Genomic DNA, 18,807 nt, shown 5'->3' on the forward strand with positions numbered 1-18,807 from the left:
GAGCCTGGCGAGCCACGCGACGATCACGGGCGAACGGTGCAGGAGGCGGCCATGGGCATCCAGCAGACCCTCACCGAGCAGGAGCGGCTCGCCCGGCTGGATCCGGAGCAGCTGCGACGGCTGGTCGGGCTGGTGGAGCATGACGCCGCCGACGACCCGTTTCCGGTGACCGGATGGGACGCGCTGGTCTGGGTCGTGGGAAACGCGACCCAGGCGGCCGTCTACTACCAGCTGGTGTACGGAATGGAGCTGGTCGCCTATTCCGGCCCGGAGACCGGCAACCGCGACCATGTCGGCTACGTGCTGCGCTCGGGGGCGGCGCGGTTCGTGCTGACGGGCGGCGTGGACCCGGCCAGCCCGCTGCTGGAGCATCATCGCCGCCACGGCGACGGCGTCCGGGACATCGCCCTGGAGGTGCCGGACGTCGACCGGTGCGTCGCCCATGCCCGCGCGCAGGGCGCCGTCGTGCTGGACGAGCCGCGCGACGTCAGCGACGAGCACGGCACCGTGCGCCTGGCCGCCGTCGCCGCCTACGGCGACACCCGGCACAGCCTGGTGGACCGTTCCCGCTACACCGGCCCCTACCTGCCCGGATACCGCGCGCTCCAGCCCTCGGAGGCGACGCCACCGGCGGCTCCGACCCCGGCGCCGCTGTTCCAGGCCCTCGACCACGTCGTCGGCAACGTGGAGCTGGGCCGGATGGACCGCTGGGTCGACTTCTACAACCGGGTCATGGGTTTCACGAACCTTGCCGAGTTCATCGGCGACGACATCGCCACGCGGTACTCGGCGCTGATGAGCAAGGTGGTGGCCAGCCTCGACCACCGGGTGAAGTTCCCGCTCAACGAGCCGGCGGCCGGTCAGAAGCGGTCACAGATCGACGAATACCTGCAGTACTACGACGGCCCGGGCGTTCAGCACCTGGCGCTGGCGACCGACGACATCGTCCGCGCGGTGGACGTGCTGCGCGCACGCGGCGTCGGGTTCCTGGCCACGCCCGACTCGTACTACACCGACCCGGCGCTGCGGGCGCGGATCGGCGAGGTACGGGTGCCGATCGACGAGCTGCGCGCCCGCGGCATCCTGGTCGACCGCGACGAGGACGGTTACCTGCTGCAGATCTTCACCAGGCCCACAGGCGACCGGCCGACGGTGTTCTTCGAGCTGATCGAGCGGCACGGCTCGCTCGGGTTCGGCAAGGGCAACTTCCAGGCCCTGTTCGAGGCGATCGAACGGGAGCAGGCCAGGCGGGGCAACTTCTAGGGACGGGTGTCCCAGGGACCGGGTGTTCCGGGGACCGGGCCCCGCGTGCCGGGCGCGCGCGGAAGCCGGGCGCCCGCGAAAGGGGTGACAGGACATGGCGTACTACCGGGCAGTCGGCTCGATCCCGCCCAAGCGTCATACCCAGCACCGCTCACCCGGCGGCGGTCTCTACTACGAGGAGCTCATGGGAGCCGACGGGTTCTCGTCGGACTCGTCGCTGCTCTACCACCGCGGCATCCCATCGGCGATCGTCGACGCGACGCCCTGGGAGCCGCCGGACCAGACGCTCGCCGAGAACCGACCGCTGCTTCCCCGGCACCTGCGGCTACACGCGCTCTTCCCGGAGGAGAGCTGGAAGGATGCCGACCCGGTCACCGGGCGGCGGCTGGTGCTCGGCAACACCGACGTCCGGATCTCCTACGTCGCGGCCGGCGTTTCCTCGCCGCTCTACCGCAATGTCGCCGGAGACGAGTGTGTGTACGTCGAGTCCGGCACCGCGACGGTTGAGACCGTCTTCGGAGCACTGACCGTCCGGCAGGGCGACTACGTGCTGCTGCCCCAGTCGACGACGCACCGCTGGGTACCCACCGGCGAAGGGGCGGCCAAGCCGTTGCGGCTCTATGTGATCGAGGCGAACTCGCATATCGCGCCGCCCCCGCGCTATCTCTCCCCCCGAGGGCAGTTGCTGGAGCACGCGCCGTACTGCGAGCGGGACCTGCACGGCCCGACCGAACCGCTCCTGGCCGACGGCGGCGACGTCGAGGTGCTGGTCAGACACCGCGGCGCCCAGGCAGCCACCGGCACCCGGTACGTCTACCAGACACATCCGTTCGACGTCGTCGGCTGGGACGGCTGCGTCTACCCGTACACGTTCAACATCGCCGACTTCGAGCCGCTGACCGGCCGGGTGCACCAGCCACCGCCGGCCCACCAGGTGTTCGCCGGGGACGGGTTCGTCGTCTGCAACTTCGTGCCGCGCAAGGTCGACTACCACCCGCTGGCCGTGCCGCTGCCCTATTACCACTCCAACGTCGACTCGGACGAGGTGATGTTCTACTGCGGCGGCGACTACGCCGCCCGCCGGGGAGCCGGCATCGGCCAGGGCTCGGTCAGCCTGCACCCGGCCGGCTACTGCCACGGCCCGCAGCCCGGCGCCGTCGAGCGCTCGCTCGGCACGGAGTTCGTCGACGAGCTCGCCGTCATGGTCGACACGTTCCGCCCGCTCCAGCTCGGCGAGGACGGGCGCGCGGCCGAGGACCCGGCCTATGCCTGGACCTGGTCCGGCCGCGGCCCCACCCGCCGGACCGGGCCCACCGGGCCCACCGGGAGCGAGCTCCGATGACGTCCGGTCCGGTATGCGGAGGTAGCCAGGAGTGAGCGTGGTCGAGGTCCCGGCGGGTTCGCCGTTCGGCCTGGAAAACCTTCCGTACGGCGTCTTCTCCACGGCGGGGACCGGCCAGCGGGTGGGCGTGCGGCTCGGCGACACCGTCATCGACCTCGCGCTCCTGCTGAGCGGCGACCCGCCGCGTGACCACGCGGACGACGACAACGACGACAACGACGACAACGACGACAACGTGTTCGCGGCGCCCACGCTGAACCCGTTCCTGGCCCAGGGCCCGGCGCGCTGGGCGGCCGTGCGCCGGCGAGTCTCGGAGCTTCTCGCCGGGGACGTCCCGGACGCGGTGTGCCACCCCGTCGACGCGGTCACGACGCACCTGCCAGTCCAGGTCGGCGATTTCGTGGATTTCTACGCCTCCGAGCACCATGCGTCGAACGTCGGCCAGATCTTCCGGCCGGGCGCTCCGCCGCTGATGCCGAACTGGAAGCATCTGCCGGTCGCCTACCATGGCCGGGCCGGCACGGTCGTCGTCTCCGGAACCGACATCGTCCGTCCCGGCGGGCAGCGCAGGCGGCCGGGCGAGGATGCGCCCGCCTACGGCCCGAGCCTCCGGCTGGACGTCGAGGCCGAGCTCGGGTTCGTGATCGGCGCCGGCTCACGCCTGGGCGACCGGGTCGGCGTAGACGAGTTCGACGAGCACGTCTTCGGCGTCGTCCTGGTCAACGACTGGTCCGCGCGCGACCTGCAGGACTGGGAGTCCAGGCCGCTCGGCCCCCACCAGGGCAAGAGCTTCGCCACGTCCGTCTCACCGTGGGTCGTGCCGATGGCCGCGCTGCGCGCCGCCCGTATCCCGCTGCCGGCCCAGGTTCCCGAGCCGCTGCCGTACCTGCGCGGGCGCGCGCCGGGCTGGGAGCCGTGGGGCCTCGACGTCGACCTGGCCGTCGGCTGGAACGGCGAGACGGTCTCCCGCCCGGCTGCCCGCGAGCTGTACTGGTCCCCGGCCCAGCTGCTGGCCCACCTGACGGCGAACGGCGCGTCCACCCGCACCGGTGACTTGTTCGCCTCCGGCACGGTCTCCGGCCCGGAACGGGGCCAGCGCGCCTGCCTCCTCGAGCTGACCTGGAACGGCACCGAACCGATCACGGTCAACGGCGAGCAGCGCACCTTCCTGCTCGACGGCGACCGGGTCACGATCTCCGCCACCGCCCCGGGCCCGGACGGCGCCCGCGTCGGCTTCGGCGAGGTGACCGGCGCGATCCTGCCCGCCCGCCCCTGAGCGGCGCGCAGTGCCAGCCCAGGCCCGAGGTGCCAGCCCTATCAGCCGGAGTAACCGCGGAGGGCCTCGCTGAGCTCGTAGAGGCGCAGGTGGACGTGCTCGACGTGGGGGACGCTGGTCAGGACGACCTGACCGCGTTCCCCCGCGCTCTCGATCGTCAGCGTGCCCGAGCCGACCATCCGCTCGAAGAGCGTGTGCTCGAAGGTGACGTCGTTGAGCCGGACCAGCGGGATGTCGCGGCCCGACCGGGTGAGCACACCGGTGCGCAGCAGCACCCGCTCGTTGGTGATCACGTAGCGCGTCGTGATCCACCGCACCCAGGGCCTGATGGTCAGGTAGACCAGCAGGACCACCGCGACGATCAGCACCAGGTACTGCAGCGGTTTCTGCAGTACGCCGTTCGGCGCGAAGAAGACCGCCAGCACGGCTAGACCGAGCACCACCACAGCGCTGAGCACCGGCCGCACCAGCCGGATCCAGTGCGGGTGCAGGTCGAGCACCACCACTTCGTCATCCGTCAGGATGTCTTCGGGAAAGGCCACGCGACGATCGTCGCACTCCCTGTGACACCGGGGCGAGATGCCCCAGAGCAGGCGCTCAGGGCGTGGTGGGCGCCGGCCTGAGGTGGACGACGTCGGCGGCGCTGAAAGCCCGGCCGTCAACGACCAGCCGGCCGACCTCGTCGACATCGCCGGCCACGCCGACGACCGTCTCGCCGCCCGGCAGCTCGACCCGGACGTCGCGGCCGAGGGTCGCGCACACCTCACGGTATTCCTGCCGGGCGGCCGCCGGATCCGCGTCGAAACTGGCGAGAGCGCCGGCGAGATCCGTGAGCAGCGCGGCGAGCAGGTCGGTCCGCCGCGGCGCCTCGCCGGGGCCGGCGGCGGCATCGACACGTCCGGCGCGGCCGCCGTCGACGCCGGTGGCCGCGGGGCTTCCGGCCTGGCCCGTCGTCGCGGCGGCCAGCACGGCCAGGCTCGTGCCGCCCGGGGGCAGCTCGGCGGCGGTGGTGTGCACGTTCAGCCCGAAGCCGATCACCAGCCCCGGCTGTGCCGACGGCCTCGACGCGTCCGACTGGCCCGGCGCGGCGCGGATCAGCTCGACCAGGATGCCGGCGAGCTTGTCCCCACCGACCTGGACGTCGTTCGGCCACTTCAGCCAGGCGGGCACCGCGAACCGGGAGCGCAGCGTCGCGACGAGCGACGTGCCGACGACCATCGGCACCCAGCCGAGCCGGGCCGCCGGCACAGCCGGGCGGGCCAGCAGGGACACGGTCAGCCCGGAGCCTGGCGGAGACACCCAGGAGCGGTCGAGCCGGCCCCGCCCGGCGCTCTGCCGCTCGGCGGCGATCACCAGCCCGGCCGGCTCGCCGGCGCGGGCCCTGGCCGCGACGTCGGCGTTGGTGGAGCCGGTCTCGGTGACGACGACCACCCGCAGCCCCACGGGCCGCCCGGCCTCGGCGAGCACGGCGGCGTCCAGCGGGTCCGCCAGCGCGGGCCCGCCCAGCGCGGGCCTGTTCGCCGCGGACGGGCCCGGCCCACCCGATGCCGCGCTTCTGGGGTCAGCCACGGCCACAGCCTGCCAGCACCCGCCGCCGGCGCCCACCGGGGCCACAACCGCTCGCCGAGGGTGTGAGACAGAGTGCACTGTTGCTCGCACCTCAGACCACGGTGGCCGTACGCTGCCGCGCATGGCACTTCCGTCGCCCGCCTCCGACCCCACGCCCGACCCGCACACCACAGCGGGAAAGCTCGCGCAGCTTCAACGGGTGAATGACGACGCCGTGCACGCCGGCTCGCAGCGAGCGGTCGACGCGCAGCACGCCAAGGGCAAGATGACCGCCCGCGAGCGGATCGCCGCCTTCCTTGACCCGGGCTCCTTCGTCGAGACCGACGCGTTCGTCCGCCACCGCGCGCACGACTTCGGCGTCGAGGCGAACCGGCCCTACGGCGACGGCGTCGTGACCGGCTACGGCACGGTCGACGGCCGCCAGGTGTGCGTGTTCAGCCAGGACGCGACGGTCTTCGGCGGCAGCCTCGGCGAGGTCTTCGGCGAGAAGATCGTCAAGGTCATGGACCTCGCGGTGCGGACCGGCTGCCCGGTCATCGGGATCAACGACTCTGGTGGCGCCCGCATCCAGGAGGGCGTCGTCGCGCTCGGCCTGTACGGCGAGATCTTCTATCGCAACGTGCTGGCGTCCGGGGTCGTGCCGCAGCTGTCGCTGATCATGGGGCCGTGCGCCGGCGGCGCCGTCTACTCACCGGCGATCACCGACTTCACCCTGATGGTCGACAAGACCAGCCATATGTTCATCACCGGGCCAGACGTCATCAAGGAGGTCACCGGCGAGGACGTGGGCTTCGAGGAGCTCGGCGGCGCGCACACGCACAACAGCAAGAGCGGCGTCGCGCACTTCCAGGCCACGGACGAGACCGAGTGCTTCGAACTGGCCAAGGCGCTGCTGTCGTACCTGCCGCCGAACAACATGGACGACGCGCCGGTCTACGACGAGGTCGCCGACGTCGAGGCCGAGGTGGACCCGGAGCTGGACACCTTCATCCCCGACTCGCCGAACACGCCGTACGACATGCACAAGGTGATCGAGAAGATCCTCGACGACGGGGACTTCCTCGAGGTGCACGCGCAGTTCGCGATGAACCTCATCGTCGGTTTCGGCCGGGTCGACGGCCGGTCCGTCGGCGTCGTCGCCAACCAGCCGATGCAGTTCGCCGGCACCCTCGACATCGACGCCAGCGAGAAGGCCGCCCGGTTCGTCCGGACCTGTGACGCGTTCAACATTCCGGTGCTGACGTTCGTCGACGTCCCCGGGTTCCTGCCCGGCACCTCGCAGGAGTGGACCGGCATCATCCGCCGGGGCGCGAAGCTCATATACGCCTACGCGGAGGCGACGGTCCCGAAGGTCACGGTCATCACCCGCAAGGCCTACGGCGGCGCCTACGACGTCATGGGGTCCAAGCACCTGGGCGCCGACATCAACCTCGCCTGGCCGACCGCCGAGATCGCCGTCATGGGCGCCCGCGGCGCCGTCAACATCGTCTACCGCCGCGAGCTGGCCAAGTCCGACAACCCGGACGCCCGGCGCGCCGAGCTGATCGCGGACTACAACGACCACTTCGCGACGCCGTACATCGCGGCCGAGCGCGGCTACCTCGACGCCGTGATCCCGCCGTCGGTTACCCGCCGCGAGGTGATCCGCGCGCTGCGGCTGCTGCGCAACAAGCGCCAGACGCTGCCGCCGAAGAAGCACGGCAACATCCCGCTCTAGAGGGCCAAAGGAGGTGCGAAAATGCTCTTCCCTCGCACCTCCGGCGGCCGCTCCCCGGAAGCACCAGAGGGCCAAAGGAGGTGCGAAAATGCTCTTCCCTCGCACCTCCGGCGGCCCGCTCCCCGGAAGCACTAGAGGGCCAAAGGAGGTGCGAAAATGCTCTTCCCTCGCACCTCCGGCGGCCCGCTCCCCGGAAGCACTGACGGCGCGTGGCCTCGGCCGCGATGCCAACCGCGCCGGCCCTGACGGCCACGCGGGTCGGCCACCCGGATCGCACAGTGACACAGAGATCCGCACAGTGACGCAGAGATCTTCGAGGAGGTGCTGGTGGCCGAGAGCGAACCGGCCGAGCCACGCCGGCCGTTGCTGAAGCTGGTGCGCGGCGACGCGACGCCGGAGGAGATCGCGGCCATCGTCGCCGTGCTCGCGGCGCACGCCGCCGCGGCGGCGGTGCCGGCACCGCGCGCTCCCCGGTCGGTGTGGGCCGACCGGAGCCAGGGGCTTCGGGTCGCGAGCGGTCCGGGTGCGGGCGGCTGGCGGCGCGCGGGCATCCTCGGCGGCATGCGGACCGGGTGATTGTCGTCACCGACGGCCCGCCCGCCGGCCGGCGGGGGCCGGCAACCGGATGCTCCTGATGGAGCTAGGACGCAGGGTGCTCATCAGCCCCCGGCGCGGGTACAGATCAACAGGCACATCGACGGGCAAGCAGGACATTCCAGGTAGCAACCTCAGCGGCCGTAGTCGCCCTAGACTCGGGCAGGCCGAACGAGGACGGGAGGAACGTGCGCAAGATCCTCATCGCCAACCGCGGCGAAATCGCCGTCCGGGTGGCGCGGGCGTGCAAGGACGCGGGCTATGCCAGCGTCGCGGTGTATGCCGAGCCCGATATCGACGCCCTGCACGTTCGCGTGGCCGATGAAGCGTACGCACTCGGCGGCTCCACCCCGGGCGACTCGTACCTGCGCATCGACAAGATTCTCGACGCCGTCGCGAAGTCGGGCGCCGACGCGGTGCACCCCGGCTACGGCTTCCTCTCGGAGAACGCCGACTTCGCCGAGGCCGTCATCGCCGCCGGGCTGACCTGGATCGGCCCGACGCCGGACGCGATCCGCCGGCTGGGCGACAAGACCGCCGCCCGCCACATCGCGCTCGCCGTCGGCGCCCCGCTCGCGCCCGGCACCGCCGACCCGGTCGCCGGCGTCGACGAGGTCGTCGCGTTCGCGGAGGAGCACGGCCTTCCGGTCGCCATCAAGGCGGCGTTCGGTGGCGGCGGCCGCGGCCTGAAGGTCGCCTGGACGATGGACGAGCTGCCCGAGCTCTTCGACAGCGCGGTGCGCGAGGCGGTCGCGGCCTTCGGCCGGGGCGAGTGTTTCGTCGAGCGCTACCTCGACCAGCCGCGCCACGTCGAGACCCAGATCCTCGCCGACACCCACGGCAACGTGGTCGTCGTCGGCACCCGCGACTGCTCGCTGCAGCGCCGCTACCAGAAGCTGGTCGAGGAGGCGCCCGCGCCGTTCCTCACCGACTCCCAGCACGCGTCGCTGTACGAGGCGTCCAAGAAGATCGCCAAGGAGGCCGGCTACGTCGGCGCCGGTACCTGCGAGTTCCTGGTCGCCAAGGACGGGATGATCAGCTTCCTCGAGGTCAACACCCGGCTGCAGGTCGAGCACCCGGTGACCGAGGAGACGACCGGCATCGACCTGGTACGGGAGCAGTTCCGCATCGCCGAGGGCGAGGTGCTCGACTTCACCGACCCGCCGGCCCGCGGCCACGCGATCGAGTTCCGGATCAACGGCGAGGACCCCGGCCGCAAGTTCCTGCCGGCGCCCGGCACCGTCACCAAGCTCGTGCTGCCGACGGGCCCCGGCGTGCGCGTCGACACCGGTATCGAGAGCGGCAGCGTCATCGGCGGGGCGTTCGACTCGCTGCTGGCCAAGCTCATCGTCACCGGCGCGACCCGCCAGCAGGCCCTGGAGCGGGCCCGCCGGGCCCTCGACGAGATGGTCGTCGACGGCATGGCGACGGCGCTGCCGTTCCACCGGGCCGTGGTACGCGACCCGGCGTTCGCCCCCGCCGCCGCCGCCGAGGCGTTCACGATCCACAACCGCTGGATCGAGACCGAGTTCAACAACACGATCCCGGCGTTCACCGGCGGGGCCGACACCGACACCGACGAGGCCGCGCGGGAGACCGTCGTGGTCGAGGTCGGCGGCAAGCGGCTGGAGGTCGTGCTCCCGGCCGGCCTCGGCGCCGTGGCTGGTGGTGCCGGCGGCGGGCGCGGCGCGGCTGCCCCGAAGCGCAGGGCCAGCGCCAAGAAGGCCGGCGCGGCCACCGGCAACTCGCTGACCAGCCCGATGCAGGGCACGATCGTCAAGGTCGCGGTCGCCGACGGTGACACCGTGGCCGAGGGCGACCTGATCGTCGTCCTGGAGGCGATGAAGATGGAACAGCCCATCACCGCCCACCGCGCTGGCACCATCACCGGCCTCGCGGCGGCCGTCGGCGCCGTCGTCCCCAGCGGCACCGTCCTCTGCGAGATCAAGGACTGACAGGCGCCACACACCGAAACCCGTCAGTCAGACCGAAGCCCTGGGCCGCCCATCGGCCCAGGGCTTCGTCCTGCCGCGTCCATCACGCTCGAACACGAGCCGCGCCATCGAGAGCGGAGAGGCAACTGCGGCAACTGCGGCGACTGCCGCTTCGTCACGCTCCGGCTTGACGAGCCGGCGCGGGGCGGTCAGGATTTGTGTGCCGCTTCGATGCGTTTGGGGGCACTCGCGGCGGCTGGGGGTGGACCCTGGGGACTCTGCTGGGGGCACGGTCCCCAGGGTTCCATGCTTTCTGGCCCCTTCCGGGACGACGAGCGCCCGGGGCCCTGGTCGCGTGACGCGGCCGGCAGCGCCGATGCCGCGCACGATTCGTAGGCTCGGACGTATGGACGTTGGCAACGAAGCCCGGACGGGTACCGCCGAGGCCGAGAGGCCGGTCGGCGCGGCCTCGAGGCCGGCACCCGCGGGCGGGCTCGAGGCCCCGCCGCTGACGGGACGGGTCGCGTACGTGTTCGGCGTGGCACTGCCCGCGCGGTACAGCACGTGGGTGTCACGGGACCTGACGGGTCCGGGGTGGCGGCGGCGGCAGGCGCTGCGGCCGGTGCTGATGATGCTGCCGTTCGCGGTCGTCTTCGCGCTGCTGCCGGGGCCGGTCGGCACCCGGGCGCTGCTGGTCGTCTTCCTGCTGGTGGCGGCCGGTGGGCTGGGGGTGGGGCTGAGCGGCCACTTCCGCAACCGCCGGCTCGTCCAGCACGGTTTCCCGCCCGTCATCAAGCCGAACGCAGAGGACGTCGAGAACGGGGAGCCCGCGCCGGCCGCCAGCTCCGGCGACAAGACCGGCGTCACGCCCGCCCGCCTCACGACGCCGTCCACCGACCCCGACGACGACCCCGACGACGACCCCGACGGCGTCAACGCCTGACCGACTCCCACCGCATCACGCGCCAAACCCGCCGAAATGGCGGCGAGGCCTGATGCCGATGCTAAATGTGGTCAATGAGACACGGATCGCGGCATGATGGCCACCACGAACGTCAACTTGTGGTTGAGTGGTCCCGTGCCAGCGGCTACCACCGGCGTCTTCCCGACGGTCCACGCCTCCGGTGCGCCATATGGTCAGCTATTCGAAACGAACTGCCGCGAGCAGATCAGTATCGCCTACGCTCAGGCGGTCGTGACCGCCGCGCGCTGCAAGCTTGAGCATGTTCGCATTGACGACGAGAAGGTGGACGCCGTCATTCGGCAGGTTGCCGAGCACGACCTGTATGACGGTATCCAGATCGACATCCAGCTCAAGTGCACGTCGCAGGCCGTGCTCGGTCCCAAGGACGCGAGGTGGCCGCTTGAGCGCGACACGTACAACCGGTTGCGCAGCCCGAAGCGGCTCTGCGCGCGACTGCTGGTCCTGATGGTCGTCCCGCCGGACCTGGAATCGTGGGTGACACAAGACGAGGACGGGCTGCGCGTGGTCAGGTGCGCGTACTGGCGGGACCTCCTAGGCGAGCCCGAACTGCCGCCGAACGTGGGCCGCAGGACGGTCGATCTGCCCCGATCGAACATCTTCAACGTGCAACAGCTCCTCGGCATCCTTGCTCGGGTCGGGAGGGGAGAAAATCCATGAGCGCATTGCGTCGACCGGAAGACTGGGACATCTCCCCGCAAAGCATCGCCAGCTTCCTCGGCACCTCCGGATGGACCCTGCAGAACGCAGACGAGGCCAAGGAGATCTGGGGTCTCAGCGAAAACGGCAGCCCTCGCGCGCGCCTGCTGCTCCCGTTGGACCCGACCTACATCGACTACGACATCCGGTTTCAGGAAGCGGTCGAAAGACTCTGCAGGGTCTTTGACTGGGACGTCGAGGAGCTAACGGCCAACGTGCTGAGCGCCCGGACAGACGTGGTGCTCATCAGGACAGACCAGGCCATGCAGGACGAATCGATCCCGCTGGTCCAAGCCCGAGACGTCATCAGCGGTGCCGTCGACATGATGGAAGCTGCGGCCAGAGCGTCGCTCGAGCCCAGGGCCCAGTACGTGGGCCAGCGGCCGAACGCGGTGCGGGACTTCGTCGACGGCGACGTCCGGATGGGGCACACCCAACGCGGCAGTTTCGTCGTCACCGTGCTCACCCGCCTGGCCGAGGACGACGTCATCCACACGGACGAGTTCGGCGACGCGGCGGAGGCTCCCCGCTCTCAGCGCGGCCGAGCGTGGACGGTTCCGGCCGCGCGGGCCGGTAACGGCATCCGCCAGTACGCGCAGGGTCCTAGCGGCGGACCGGCCATGGTGCGAATCCCACCCTTTCAACGCCGGGTCATGGCCACCCTGGCGCTGGCGCTGAGCGAGACCCGCGACCTCAGCCTGCGGCAGACCGCCGACGCGGACCTGGACCTGGCCGTGTCGCGGGGCGTGAGCGCGAACCTGTGCGAGTCGCTGCTGACCATGACGCGGTTCGAGGGTCTGCGAGCACTCGACGTCTCCTTCCGGTGGGCACCGGCGGAAGCCGTGCCGCCCCCGACGGTCAACCAGGTCGTCTTCGACCGCGATGTCATCGCCGGAATCGGCGCCATCGGCAGGAGCCTCCGCCGGGCTCCCGAGAAGGTGAAGTCGACGATCTACGGCCGGGTCACCCGCCTGGAGCGCGGTGAGGACGACGACGATGGGGTGGTCACCATCAGCGGCGTCGTCGGAAGATCGACCCGACGGACGGTCCGCATCCCGGTGCGCGGCGAGCAGTACGACCTCGCGATCGTCGCCCACCGGCAGCGCCAGCCGGTCACGGTCACCGGCGAACTCCGCAAGGTGAAGAACACCTACACCTTCGACGGCCCGGTCGTCATCGAGTACTCGTAAGGCGTGCGGGCCGGGGTTCCTGCCGGATCGGCGGAGCTTGCGGAGCCGATCTGGGAGGTCCGGGACGCGCCGCACTGCCTGTCGGACGCTGAGCGTCCTCCCTACGTGGTACGGGGTATCTGCGTATGGCCGTGGCTGGCGTGGAGCCGGGTCGAGGACGTGGTTGCGCTGGCGCTGCGCTTAAGGCGCCGTCACCACACGTGAGCGGGTAGCGCTGACTGGTCGCCAGCTCGCCAGTCATCTGGGCCTTACGCCGTCGGGCGGGCGCGCAGGTCGGCTACGTAGTCGCTGGGGGCGCCGGCCTTCTCAGCTCCGTCGGCGATCCCGGCCAGGTGGCGGGCGGAGGGCAGGCCGCCCTCGTAGGCGTCCAGCACGTAGGTCCAGGCCAGCACGTCACCGTCGAGCGTGGAAAGGCGTACCCGGATGCGGGTGTACAGGCCGGTGTCAGCGCCTTCCCAGACGTCGAGCCGCTCCAGGTCGTAGCGGTCGATGTCGTAGAGCATCACATACACCCGCCCCGCCGGGTACGGCACGATCGTCGCGAGCGCGCCGTCCCAGCCGAAGTTCTCCCCGCCAAAGGTGAGCCGCCAGCCGCTGAGCCAGCCGGTCCCGGTCACCGGCGAGTGGGGAGCGTGCTCCTTCATCTTCGCCGGGTCAAGATTGCTGGCATACGCTGCGTACAGGTTCATGTCGGCGTCTCTCATCCCATGGCCCGAGCCTGGATGGCGCGGGGGCCGGTGCAAGGCCGGTTGCGCACGGCGTGAGCACCGCCAATGCGCGTGACGGCTGGGCCGGTTCGCCTCGCCATTATGCGACCGATGACCCCCTTGATCACACGGGCCTTTCCGTAGAGCCTGACCACACCGGCTAAGCATGGCCCTGCCGGGGAATGGGCGAGTCGAGCACCAGGCGCGAGACAGGCGAGACCACTCACGTTCCGTTCACCTGGCGCTCGCGGACCGCTCGCCGAGCGGTCGTCGTCCGCTCCTCGGTGGTCCCGCGTCCGAGGGACGTGCGGGCGCGGTTCGGGTGTCGGTGCCCGGTCACCGGACCCGGCTCGATGGCGGATGCGGGCAGAGCGGCAGGCAGGATGGACAACTGGACGGCCGGCCGTCAACCGGTAGTGCCCGCGGCGTCCAGGCGGCCGCCCGGACGCCGGGCGCGGCGAGCGGCCACGATGGCATGGGCACAAGACTCGACAGGGCAGGAAGCGCGTGGCAGGGACCAGGAGCAGCAAGGAGGGGACCGTGAGCCGGATCGTCATCCTCGGCGGGGGGCCCGGCGGGTATGAGGCGGCTCTGGTCGCGGCATCGCTGGGCGCAACCGTCACGCTGGTCGACTCGGACGGGGTCGGCGGTGCCTGCGTACTCACGGACTGCGTGCCGTCCAAGACCCTGATCGCCACGTCGGAGACCATGACGTCCGTCGCGGCGGCACCAGCACTCGGGCTCTCCCGCAGGGGAATGCCGACTCCTCGGCCCGCCAGCTGGGAGGGCGAGGGGCCGCACCTCACCCCGCCCGAGGTGCTCACGTTCGAGGCGAAGCGCGTCAACAGCCGGGTGATCGAGCTGGCGCAGGCGCAGTCACGTGACATCGAGACCCGGCTCAAGCGCGAGAAGGTGGACGTCATCCGCGCGAAGGGCCGGATCGTCGGGCCTACGGCGGTCGAGACGGACACCGGTGACAGCTTCATCGGCGACGTGGTGCTCATCGCCACCGGCGCGACCCCGCGCATCCTGCCGACGGCAGAGCCCGACGGCGAGCGGATCCTGACCTGGCAGCAGCTCTACGAGCTCCCGGAGATTCCCGAGCACCTCATCGTGATCGGTTCCGGCGTCACCGGCGCCGAGTTCGCCAGCGCCTACCGGGCGCTCGGCTCGGCGGTGACGCTGGTCTCGTCCCGGGAGCGGGTGCTGCCCGGCGAGGACCCGGACGCCGCCATGGTCATCGAGGACGTGTTCCGCCGCCGCGGCATCGAGGTGCTGAACCGCTCCCGGGCCGCCTCCGTCCGCAGGATCGGCGACGGCGTGCTCGTCGAGCTGACCGACGGACGGACGGTGACCGGTTCGCACGCGCTGATGGCGGTCGGATCGGTACCGCGCACCAAGACCATCGGGCTGACCGAGGTCGGGGTCCGGCTCGGCTCCGGCGGGCATGTGGTGGTCGACCGGATGTCACGGACCTCGGTGCCCGGGGTGTACGCGGCGGGCGACTGTACCGGCGTCCTGCCACTGGCCTCCGTCGCCGCGATGCAGGGCCGGATCGCCATGCGGCACGCGCTCGGCGAGGCGGTGACGCCGCTGCGGCTGGGCACCGTGTCGTCGAACATCTTCACCGATCCGGAGATCGCCACCGTCGGCGTCACCCAGCGCATGAAGGACTCGGGCACGATCGCCGCCGAGGTCGTCACGCTACCGCTGGCCCGCAACCCGCGGGCGAAGATGCTCGGCATCGCCGACGGGTTCGTGAAGCTGTTCTGCCGGCCGGGCAGCGGCAGCGTGCTCGGCGGGGTCGTGGTCGCCCCGCGGGCCTCCGAGCTGATCCTGTCGATCTCGCTCGCCGTCTCCAACGGCCTGACCGCCGAGCAGTTGGCGAACACCTTCTCGATCTACCCGTCGCTGTCCGGCTCGATCACCGAGGTCGCCCGGATGATGCGCTCCGAGGACCTGTTCGCGGCCTTCGACGACACCCTGTGAGGCCGTCCCGCGGCAGACGCTTCGCGCCCCAGACCTCCCAGCAGACCTCCCAGATCGCTCCGCGATCCGGCAGGGACCCCGGCTTCGCGATCCGGCTGGGACGCCGGCCGGCCGCCTCGCCACCGGCCCGCGCCAGTAGGCCGCGCCCGCGGAGACCTTCATCCATGATCTGGTGGGATTTTGGGGCCTGGGCGCCGAAGATTCCACCGGATCATGGCAGGCACCAGTCCGTTCAGACCCGGCGGTAAGACCGGCGGTCAGGCCTGGCAAGCCGAGGTGGCCGGCGCGACCAAGACGGCCGGGACGGCTTCGCGTACTAGGCGACCACGGAACCCGGCTACCGTGCCAGCACGTAGGGGTCCCCGTGGATTCGATCCGCCCCAACGGATCGAATCCACGGGGCTATGCCTAGCTCCCCAACACCGACCCCTGAATCCGGGTGAAGGCCTCTACGGCGGCGCCGGCCAGGAGGCGGACGCCGACGCCGATCGCGCGCTCGTCGACGGCGTAGTCGCCCTGGTGCAGGTCGTAGGTCGGGCCGCCGGGAGTGCGGGTGCCAAGCCTGGCCAGGGCACCGGGAACGTAGGTGAGGTACCAGCCGAAGTCCTCGCCGCCGAGCGACTGGGCGACGGTCGTCGCGGCGTCGTGCCCGAACGTCTCGGACACGGCGGCGTCGAGGACGTCGACCATGTCCGCGGTGTTCACGACCGGCGGCACGCCCCGGCGGTAGTCGACGACGATGTCCGCGCCGAACGGCGCGGCGATCTGGTGGGCGAGCTCCTCGACCAGCTCGGGGGCCGTCTCCCAGGTGTCGCGGGACAGGGTGCGCACGGTGCCGCGCAGCTGCCCGGCGCGCGGGATGGCGTTCGCCACCGAGCCGGCCTGCACCTGGCCCCAGACCAGCGCGAACCCGGACCGTGGGTCGATCCGCCGGTTCAGCGCCGCCGGCAGCTGGGTGATCAGCGCTCCCATGGCATAGACGAGGTCGACGGTGTTCTGCGGGCGGGAGGTGTGGCCGCCGGGGCCGGCCAGCATGATCTCGACGAGGTCGGCGGCCGACGTGATCGGGCCGGGCCGCAGGCCGACGGTGCCGACGTCGAGGGCCGGGTCGCAGTGCACGGTGAGCGCCGCGTCGACCGGTTTGAGGACGCCCGCGTCGATGACCTCCAGGGCGCCGCCCGGCATCGTCTCCTCGGCCGGCTGGAACACCAGCCGCACGGTGCCCGCCAGTGTGTGGGTCCGGGCGTACTCGGCGAGCGCTAGGCCCGCCCCGAGCACCACGGTCGTGTGGACGTCGTGCCCGCAGGCGTGGCAGACACCGGGGACGGTGGACGCGTAGGGGACGTCCTTGGCGTCCTGCAGCGGCAGCGCGTCCATGTCGGCGCGCAGCATCACGACCGGGCCTTCGCCCGGGGTCCCGCCCGGATCGGGGCCGATCCGGGAGGCCCGGCTCGCGTCGCCCGGGCCGCCGGTGGCGATGTCGCACCAGATGCCCGGGATGTCGGTAAGCCGCTGGGGGACCAGGCCCGCCGCGGTCAGCCGCTCGGTGATCCGCTCGGCCGTGCGGTGCTCCTGGCGACCAAGCTCGGGATGCATGTGCAGGTCGCGGCGGAAGGCGATGAGCTCGTCCTCGTGCCGGGCGAACCAGTCCCGGACGAATCCGGTGACGTCCGCGGCGCCCTCGCCCCGCGCGCGCGCCTGCCAGGCTGCCTGCACGGTTCTCGCCGCCGAATCGGCGGGCTCCGCGTCCCCCGACGGCGCGTCAGCCGACATCGCGTCGGCCGGCGCCATCGGCATCGCACTCACGTTGTCCGACATCCCGAAAAAGACCTTCCCCCGGCTGCACCGGCTTGTCCGTTGAACAAACACCGGCGCACTCGCCAGGAACTGCCCGAAGGTCAGCCAGCCGACCTGTCCAGCTGTAGGGGACGGCCGGTGTTCATCTCCTCTAGCAGAGTATCGACGACCCGGCTAAGGTCGCCGCCGGCCCGCCGGGCGACGGCGCGTTGCCGCTGGTAGCTCGCCCCCGTCGCCATGATTTCCGGCACGGCCTCAAGCTCGGCGGCGCAGCCGAGGCGGCGGGCGACCGGCAGCAGGTCGTCGACCAGGTCGGTCAGCTCCGCCCGGACCGGACGGGTGGTGCCGCGGTCGTCCACCAGGATCTCCGCGTCCAGCCCATAACGGGCGGCCCGCCACTTGTTCTCCTGGACGACCCAGCGACGCGGCACCGGGAGCGTGTAGCCACGGTCGAGCTGGTTGTTCATCCGGTCGACGAGGCACTGGGCGAGCGCGGCGACCGCACCCACCTCCTGCAGTGTCGGCAGTCCGTCACAGATCCGCAGCTCGACGGTGCCGAAGTTCGGGTGCGGGCGGATGTCCCACCACACCTCGCGGATCGTTTCGATCGTTCCGGAGGCGACGAGAGTCTCCATGAACCGCTCGAACTGCGACCAGTCCGCCAGCTGGTAGGGCAGCCCGGCCGTCGGCAGGCTCTCGAAGACCTTCGACCGGCTGGAGGCAAGACCGGTGTCCCGCCCGAGCCAATATGGCGACGACGCCGACAGCGCCAGGAAGTGCGGGATGTAGCTCATGAGCGCGTTGACGATCGGGAACGCCTTCTCCTTCGATCGAACACCGACGTGGACGTGCACGCCGAAGATCAGCAGCCGGCGTGACAGCCACTGCATCTGGTCGACGAGTCGGTAGTAGCGCTCGTTCGAGCTGATTTCCTGCGCGGTGTACTCGCTAATCGGATGCGTGCCGCTGCACATCAACCCGATACCGCGTCTTTCCGCCAGGCCGCGCACCACGTCGATGGTCCCGGTCAGGTCGGCGAGCGCCTGCGGCACCGAATCGCAGACACCCGTAATGACCTCGATCGTCGACTCGAAGAGCTCGTGCTTGGCCTTGGCCGCGTCCTCCTCGCCGACCTTGGCCGCGAGCTCCTCGAGGATCTCGGTCGAGGCGCCGCGTAGCTGGCGGGTCCGGAGATCGACCAGTTCCAGCTCCCACTCGATGCCAAGGCTGGTGCGCGGCGACGACGAGAAGGGAATGTGCACCCTGCCTCCTCCTGTGTCAGCGGTCGGCGTGGGAACCGAGACGACGCGATCACGCGATCACGCGGGTCGCTGCGCGTCCGGGATCTCCTAACGACGTGGGGGCTTCAGGACAGGTAGGCGGTCATGGCGCGTCGGTGGCATCACGCCGCGACGGGAGAGCTGTGCCCGGTGGGGGCCTCGTCGAGGCGATGCCCCCACCGCGGGCCACGCACCCCTGATGACCTGCTGACGCGGGTCATCAGGGACCCCTGCGGACGCGCCGACGGACAGACGAGGTCGGTCCGGCCGGCCCGGCTGCCGGCGAATTACCCGCTTGACCCGTCGATATGCACAACAGCGGTCAGACATCACCCCCGATGAGGTAACGGTAAGTCGCCCCAGCCTCGTTTCGGGACTAATTCACCGAAACAGGCCGTGCGCACCCCGGCGCGGAGCGTCCGGCAGGCATCCCAGGGCCACTGCCAAGCCGCGATGTGGGTGTGACGT

Annotated in this window: 15 protein-coding genes; 10 read left to right on the forward strand and 5 right to left on the reverse strand. The window is 71.2% G+C overall.

From position 1 onward, the window contains the following. Positions 1-51: 51 nt before the first annotated feature. The 3 genes from hppD (at position 52) to fahA (ending at position 3,881) form a co-directional block, all read left to right on the forward strand. Positions 52-1,263: a 4-hydroxyphenylpyruvate dioxygenase gene (gene hppD, locus BCD48_RS35110; protein ID WP_071052710.1), complete on the forward strand. Its 1,212-nt coding sequence runs from the start codon at positions 52-54 to the stop codon at positions 1,261-1,263. 94 nt (positions 1,264-1,357) lie between these two features. Next, positions 1,358-2,605 (forward strand): homogentisate 1,2-dioxygenase, encoded by a 1,248-nt coding sequence (locus BCD48_RS35115; protein ID WP_071052711.1) that lies wholly within the window; start codon positions 1,358-1,360, stop codon positions 2,603-2,605. Between the two features lie 31 nt (positions 2,606-2,636). Continuing rightward, positions 2,637-3,881, forward strand: a complete 1,245-nt coding sequence (gene fahA, locus BCD48_RS35120; protein ID WP_071052712.1) for a fumarylacetoacetase — start codon at positions 2,637-2,639, stop codon at positions 3,879-3,881. Positions 3,882-3,922: 41 nt separating this feature from the next. On the opposite strand, the gene BCD48_RS35125 is transcribed toward fahA, so the two are convergent. Next, complete coding sequence (locus BCD48_RS35125; RefSeq protein WP_071052713.1) at positions 3,923-4,423, reverse strand: PH domain-containing protein; 501 nt, start codon at positions 4,421-4,423, stop codon at positions 3,923-3,925. 55 nt (positions 4,424-4,478) lie between these two features. Further along, positions 4,479-5,450, reverse strand: a complete 972-nt coding sequence (locus BCD48_RS35130; RefSeq protein ID WP_491677192.1) for a biotin--[acetyl-CoA-carboxylase] ligase — start codon at positions 5,448-5,450, stop codon at positions 4,479-4,481. Between the two features lie 121 nt (positions 5,451-5,571). Between BCD48_RS35130 and BCD48_RS35135 the strand changes: the two genes are divergently transcribed. The 6 genes from BCD48_RS35135 to BCD48_RS35160 all read left to right on the forward strand — a co-directional run bounded on the left by BCD48_RS35135 (position 5,572) and on the right by BCD48_RS35160 (position 12,566). Continuing rightward, positions 5,572-7,167, forward strand: a complete 1,596-nt coding sequence (locus BCD48_RS35135; RefSeq protein ID WP_071052714.1) for an acyl-CoA carboxylase subunit beta — start codon at positions 5,572-5,574, stop codon at positions 7,165-7,167. 327 nt (positions 7,168-7,494) lie between these two features. Further along, positions 7,495-7,743, forward strand: coding sequence for an acyl-CoA carboxylase epsilon subunit (locus BCD48_RS35140; protein ID WP_071052756.1), 249 nt, complete (start codon positions 7,495-7,497; stop codon positions 7,741-7,743). Between the two features lie 206 nt (positions 7,744-7,949). After that, entirely contained in the window at positions 7,950-9,716 is a 1,767-nt protein-coding gene (locus BCD48_RS35145) for an ATP-binding protein (protein WP_071052715.1), read from the forward strand. 385 nt (positions 9,717-10,101) lie between these two features. After that, positions 10,102-10,638: a DUF5313 family protein gene (locus BCD48_RS35150; protein WP_071052716.1), complete on the forward strand. Its 537-nt coding sequence runs from the start codon at positions 10,102-10,104 to the stop codon at positions 10,636-10,638. Positions 10,639-10,731: 93 nt separating this feature from the next. Further along, a complete protein-coding gene (locus tag BCD48_RS35155; RefSeq protein WP_071052717.1) occupies positions 10,732-11,337 on the forward strand; it encodes a DUF4365 domain-containing protein in 606 nt (201 codons plus the stop codon). Next, positions 11,334-12,566 (forward strand): hypothetical protein, encoded by a 1,233-nt coding sequence (locus BCD48_RS35160; RefSeq protein ID WP_071052718.1) that lies wholly within the window; start codon positions 11,334-11,336, stop codon positions 12,564-12,566. Before BCD48_RS35155 ends, BCD48_RS35160 begins: the two co-directional genes overlap by 4 nt. Positions 12,567-12,814: 248 nt before the next feature. Here BCD48_RS35160 and BCD48_RS35165 read toward each other — a convergent pair whose 3' ends face one another. Continuing rightward, positions 12,815-13,255: a gamma-glutamylcyclotransferase family protein gene (locus tag BCD48_RS35165; RefSeq protein ID WP_071052719.1), complete on the reverse strand. Its 441-nt coding sequence runs from the start codon at positions 13,253-13,255 to the stop codon at positions 12,815-12,817. 558 nt (positions 13,256-13,813) lie between these two features. Between BCD48_RS35165 and BCD48_RS35170 the strand changes: the two genes are divergently transcribed. Beyond that, complete coding sequence (locus tag BCD48_RS35170; protein ID WP_071052720.1) at positions 13,814-15,262, forward strand: NAD(P)H-quinone dehydrogenase; 1,449 nt, start codon at positions 13,814-13,816, stop codon at positions 15,260-15,262. A 408-nt stretch (positions 15,263-15,670) separates the two neighbouring features. On the opposite strand, the gene BCD48_RS35175 is transcribed toward BCD48_RS35170, so the two are convergent. Next, positions 15,671-17,080 (reverse strand): amidohydrolase, encoded by a 1,410-nt coding sequence (locus BCD48_RS35175; RefSeq protein WP_491677193.1) that lies wholly within the window; start codon positions 17,078-17,080, stop codon positions 15,671-15,673. Positions 17,081-17,160: 80 nt separating this feature from the next. Further along, entirely contained in the window at positions 17,161-18,321 is a 1,161-nt protein-coding gene (locus tag BCD48_RS35180) for a glutamate--cysteine ligase (RefSeq protein ID WP_071052721.1), read from the reverse strand. Positions 18,322-18,807 lie beyond the last annotated feature (486 nt).

Source organism: Pseudofrankia coriaricola, assembly GCF_001854805.1.
GTDB lineage: Bacteria > Actinomycetota > Actinomycetes > Frankiales > Frankiaceae > Pseudofrankia.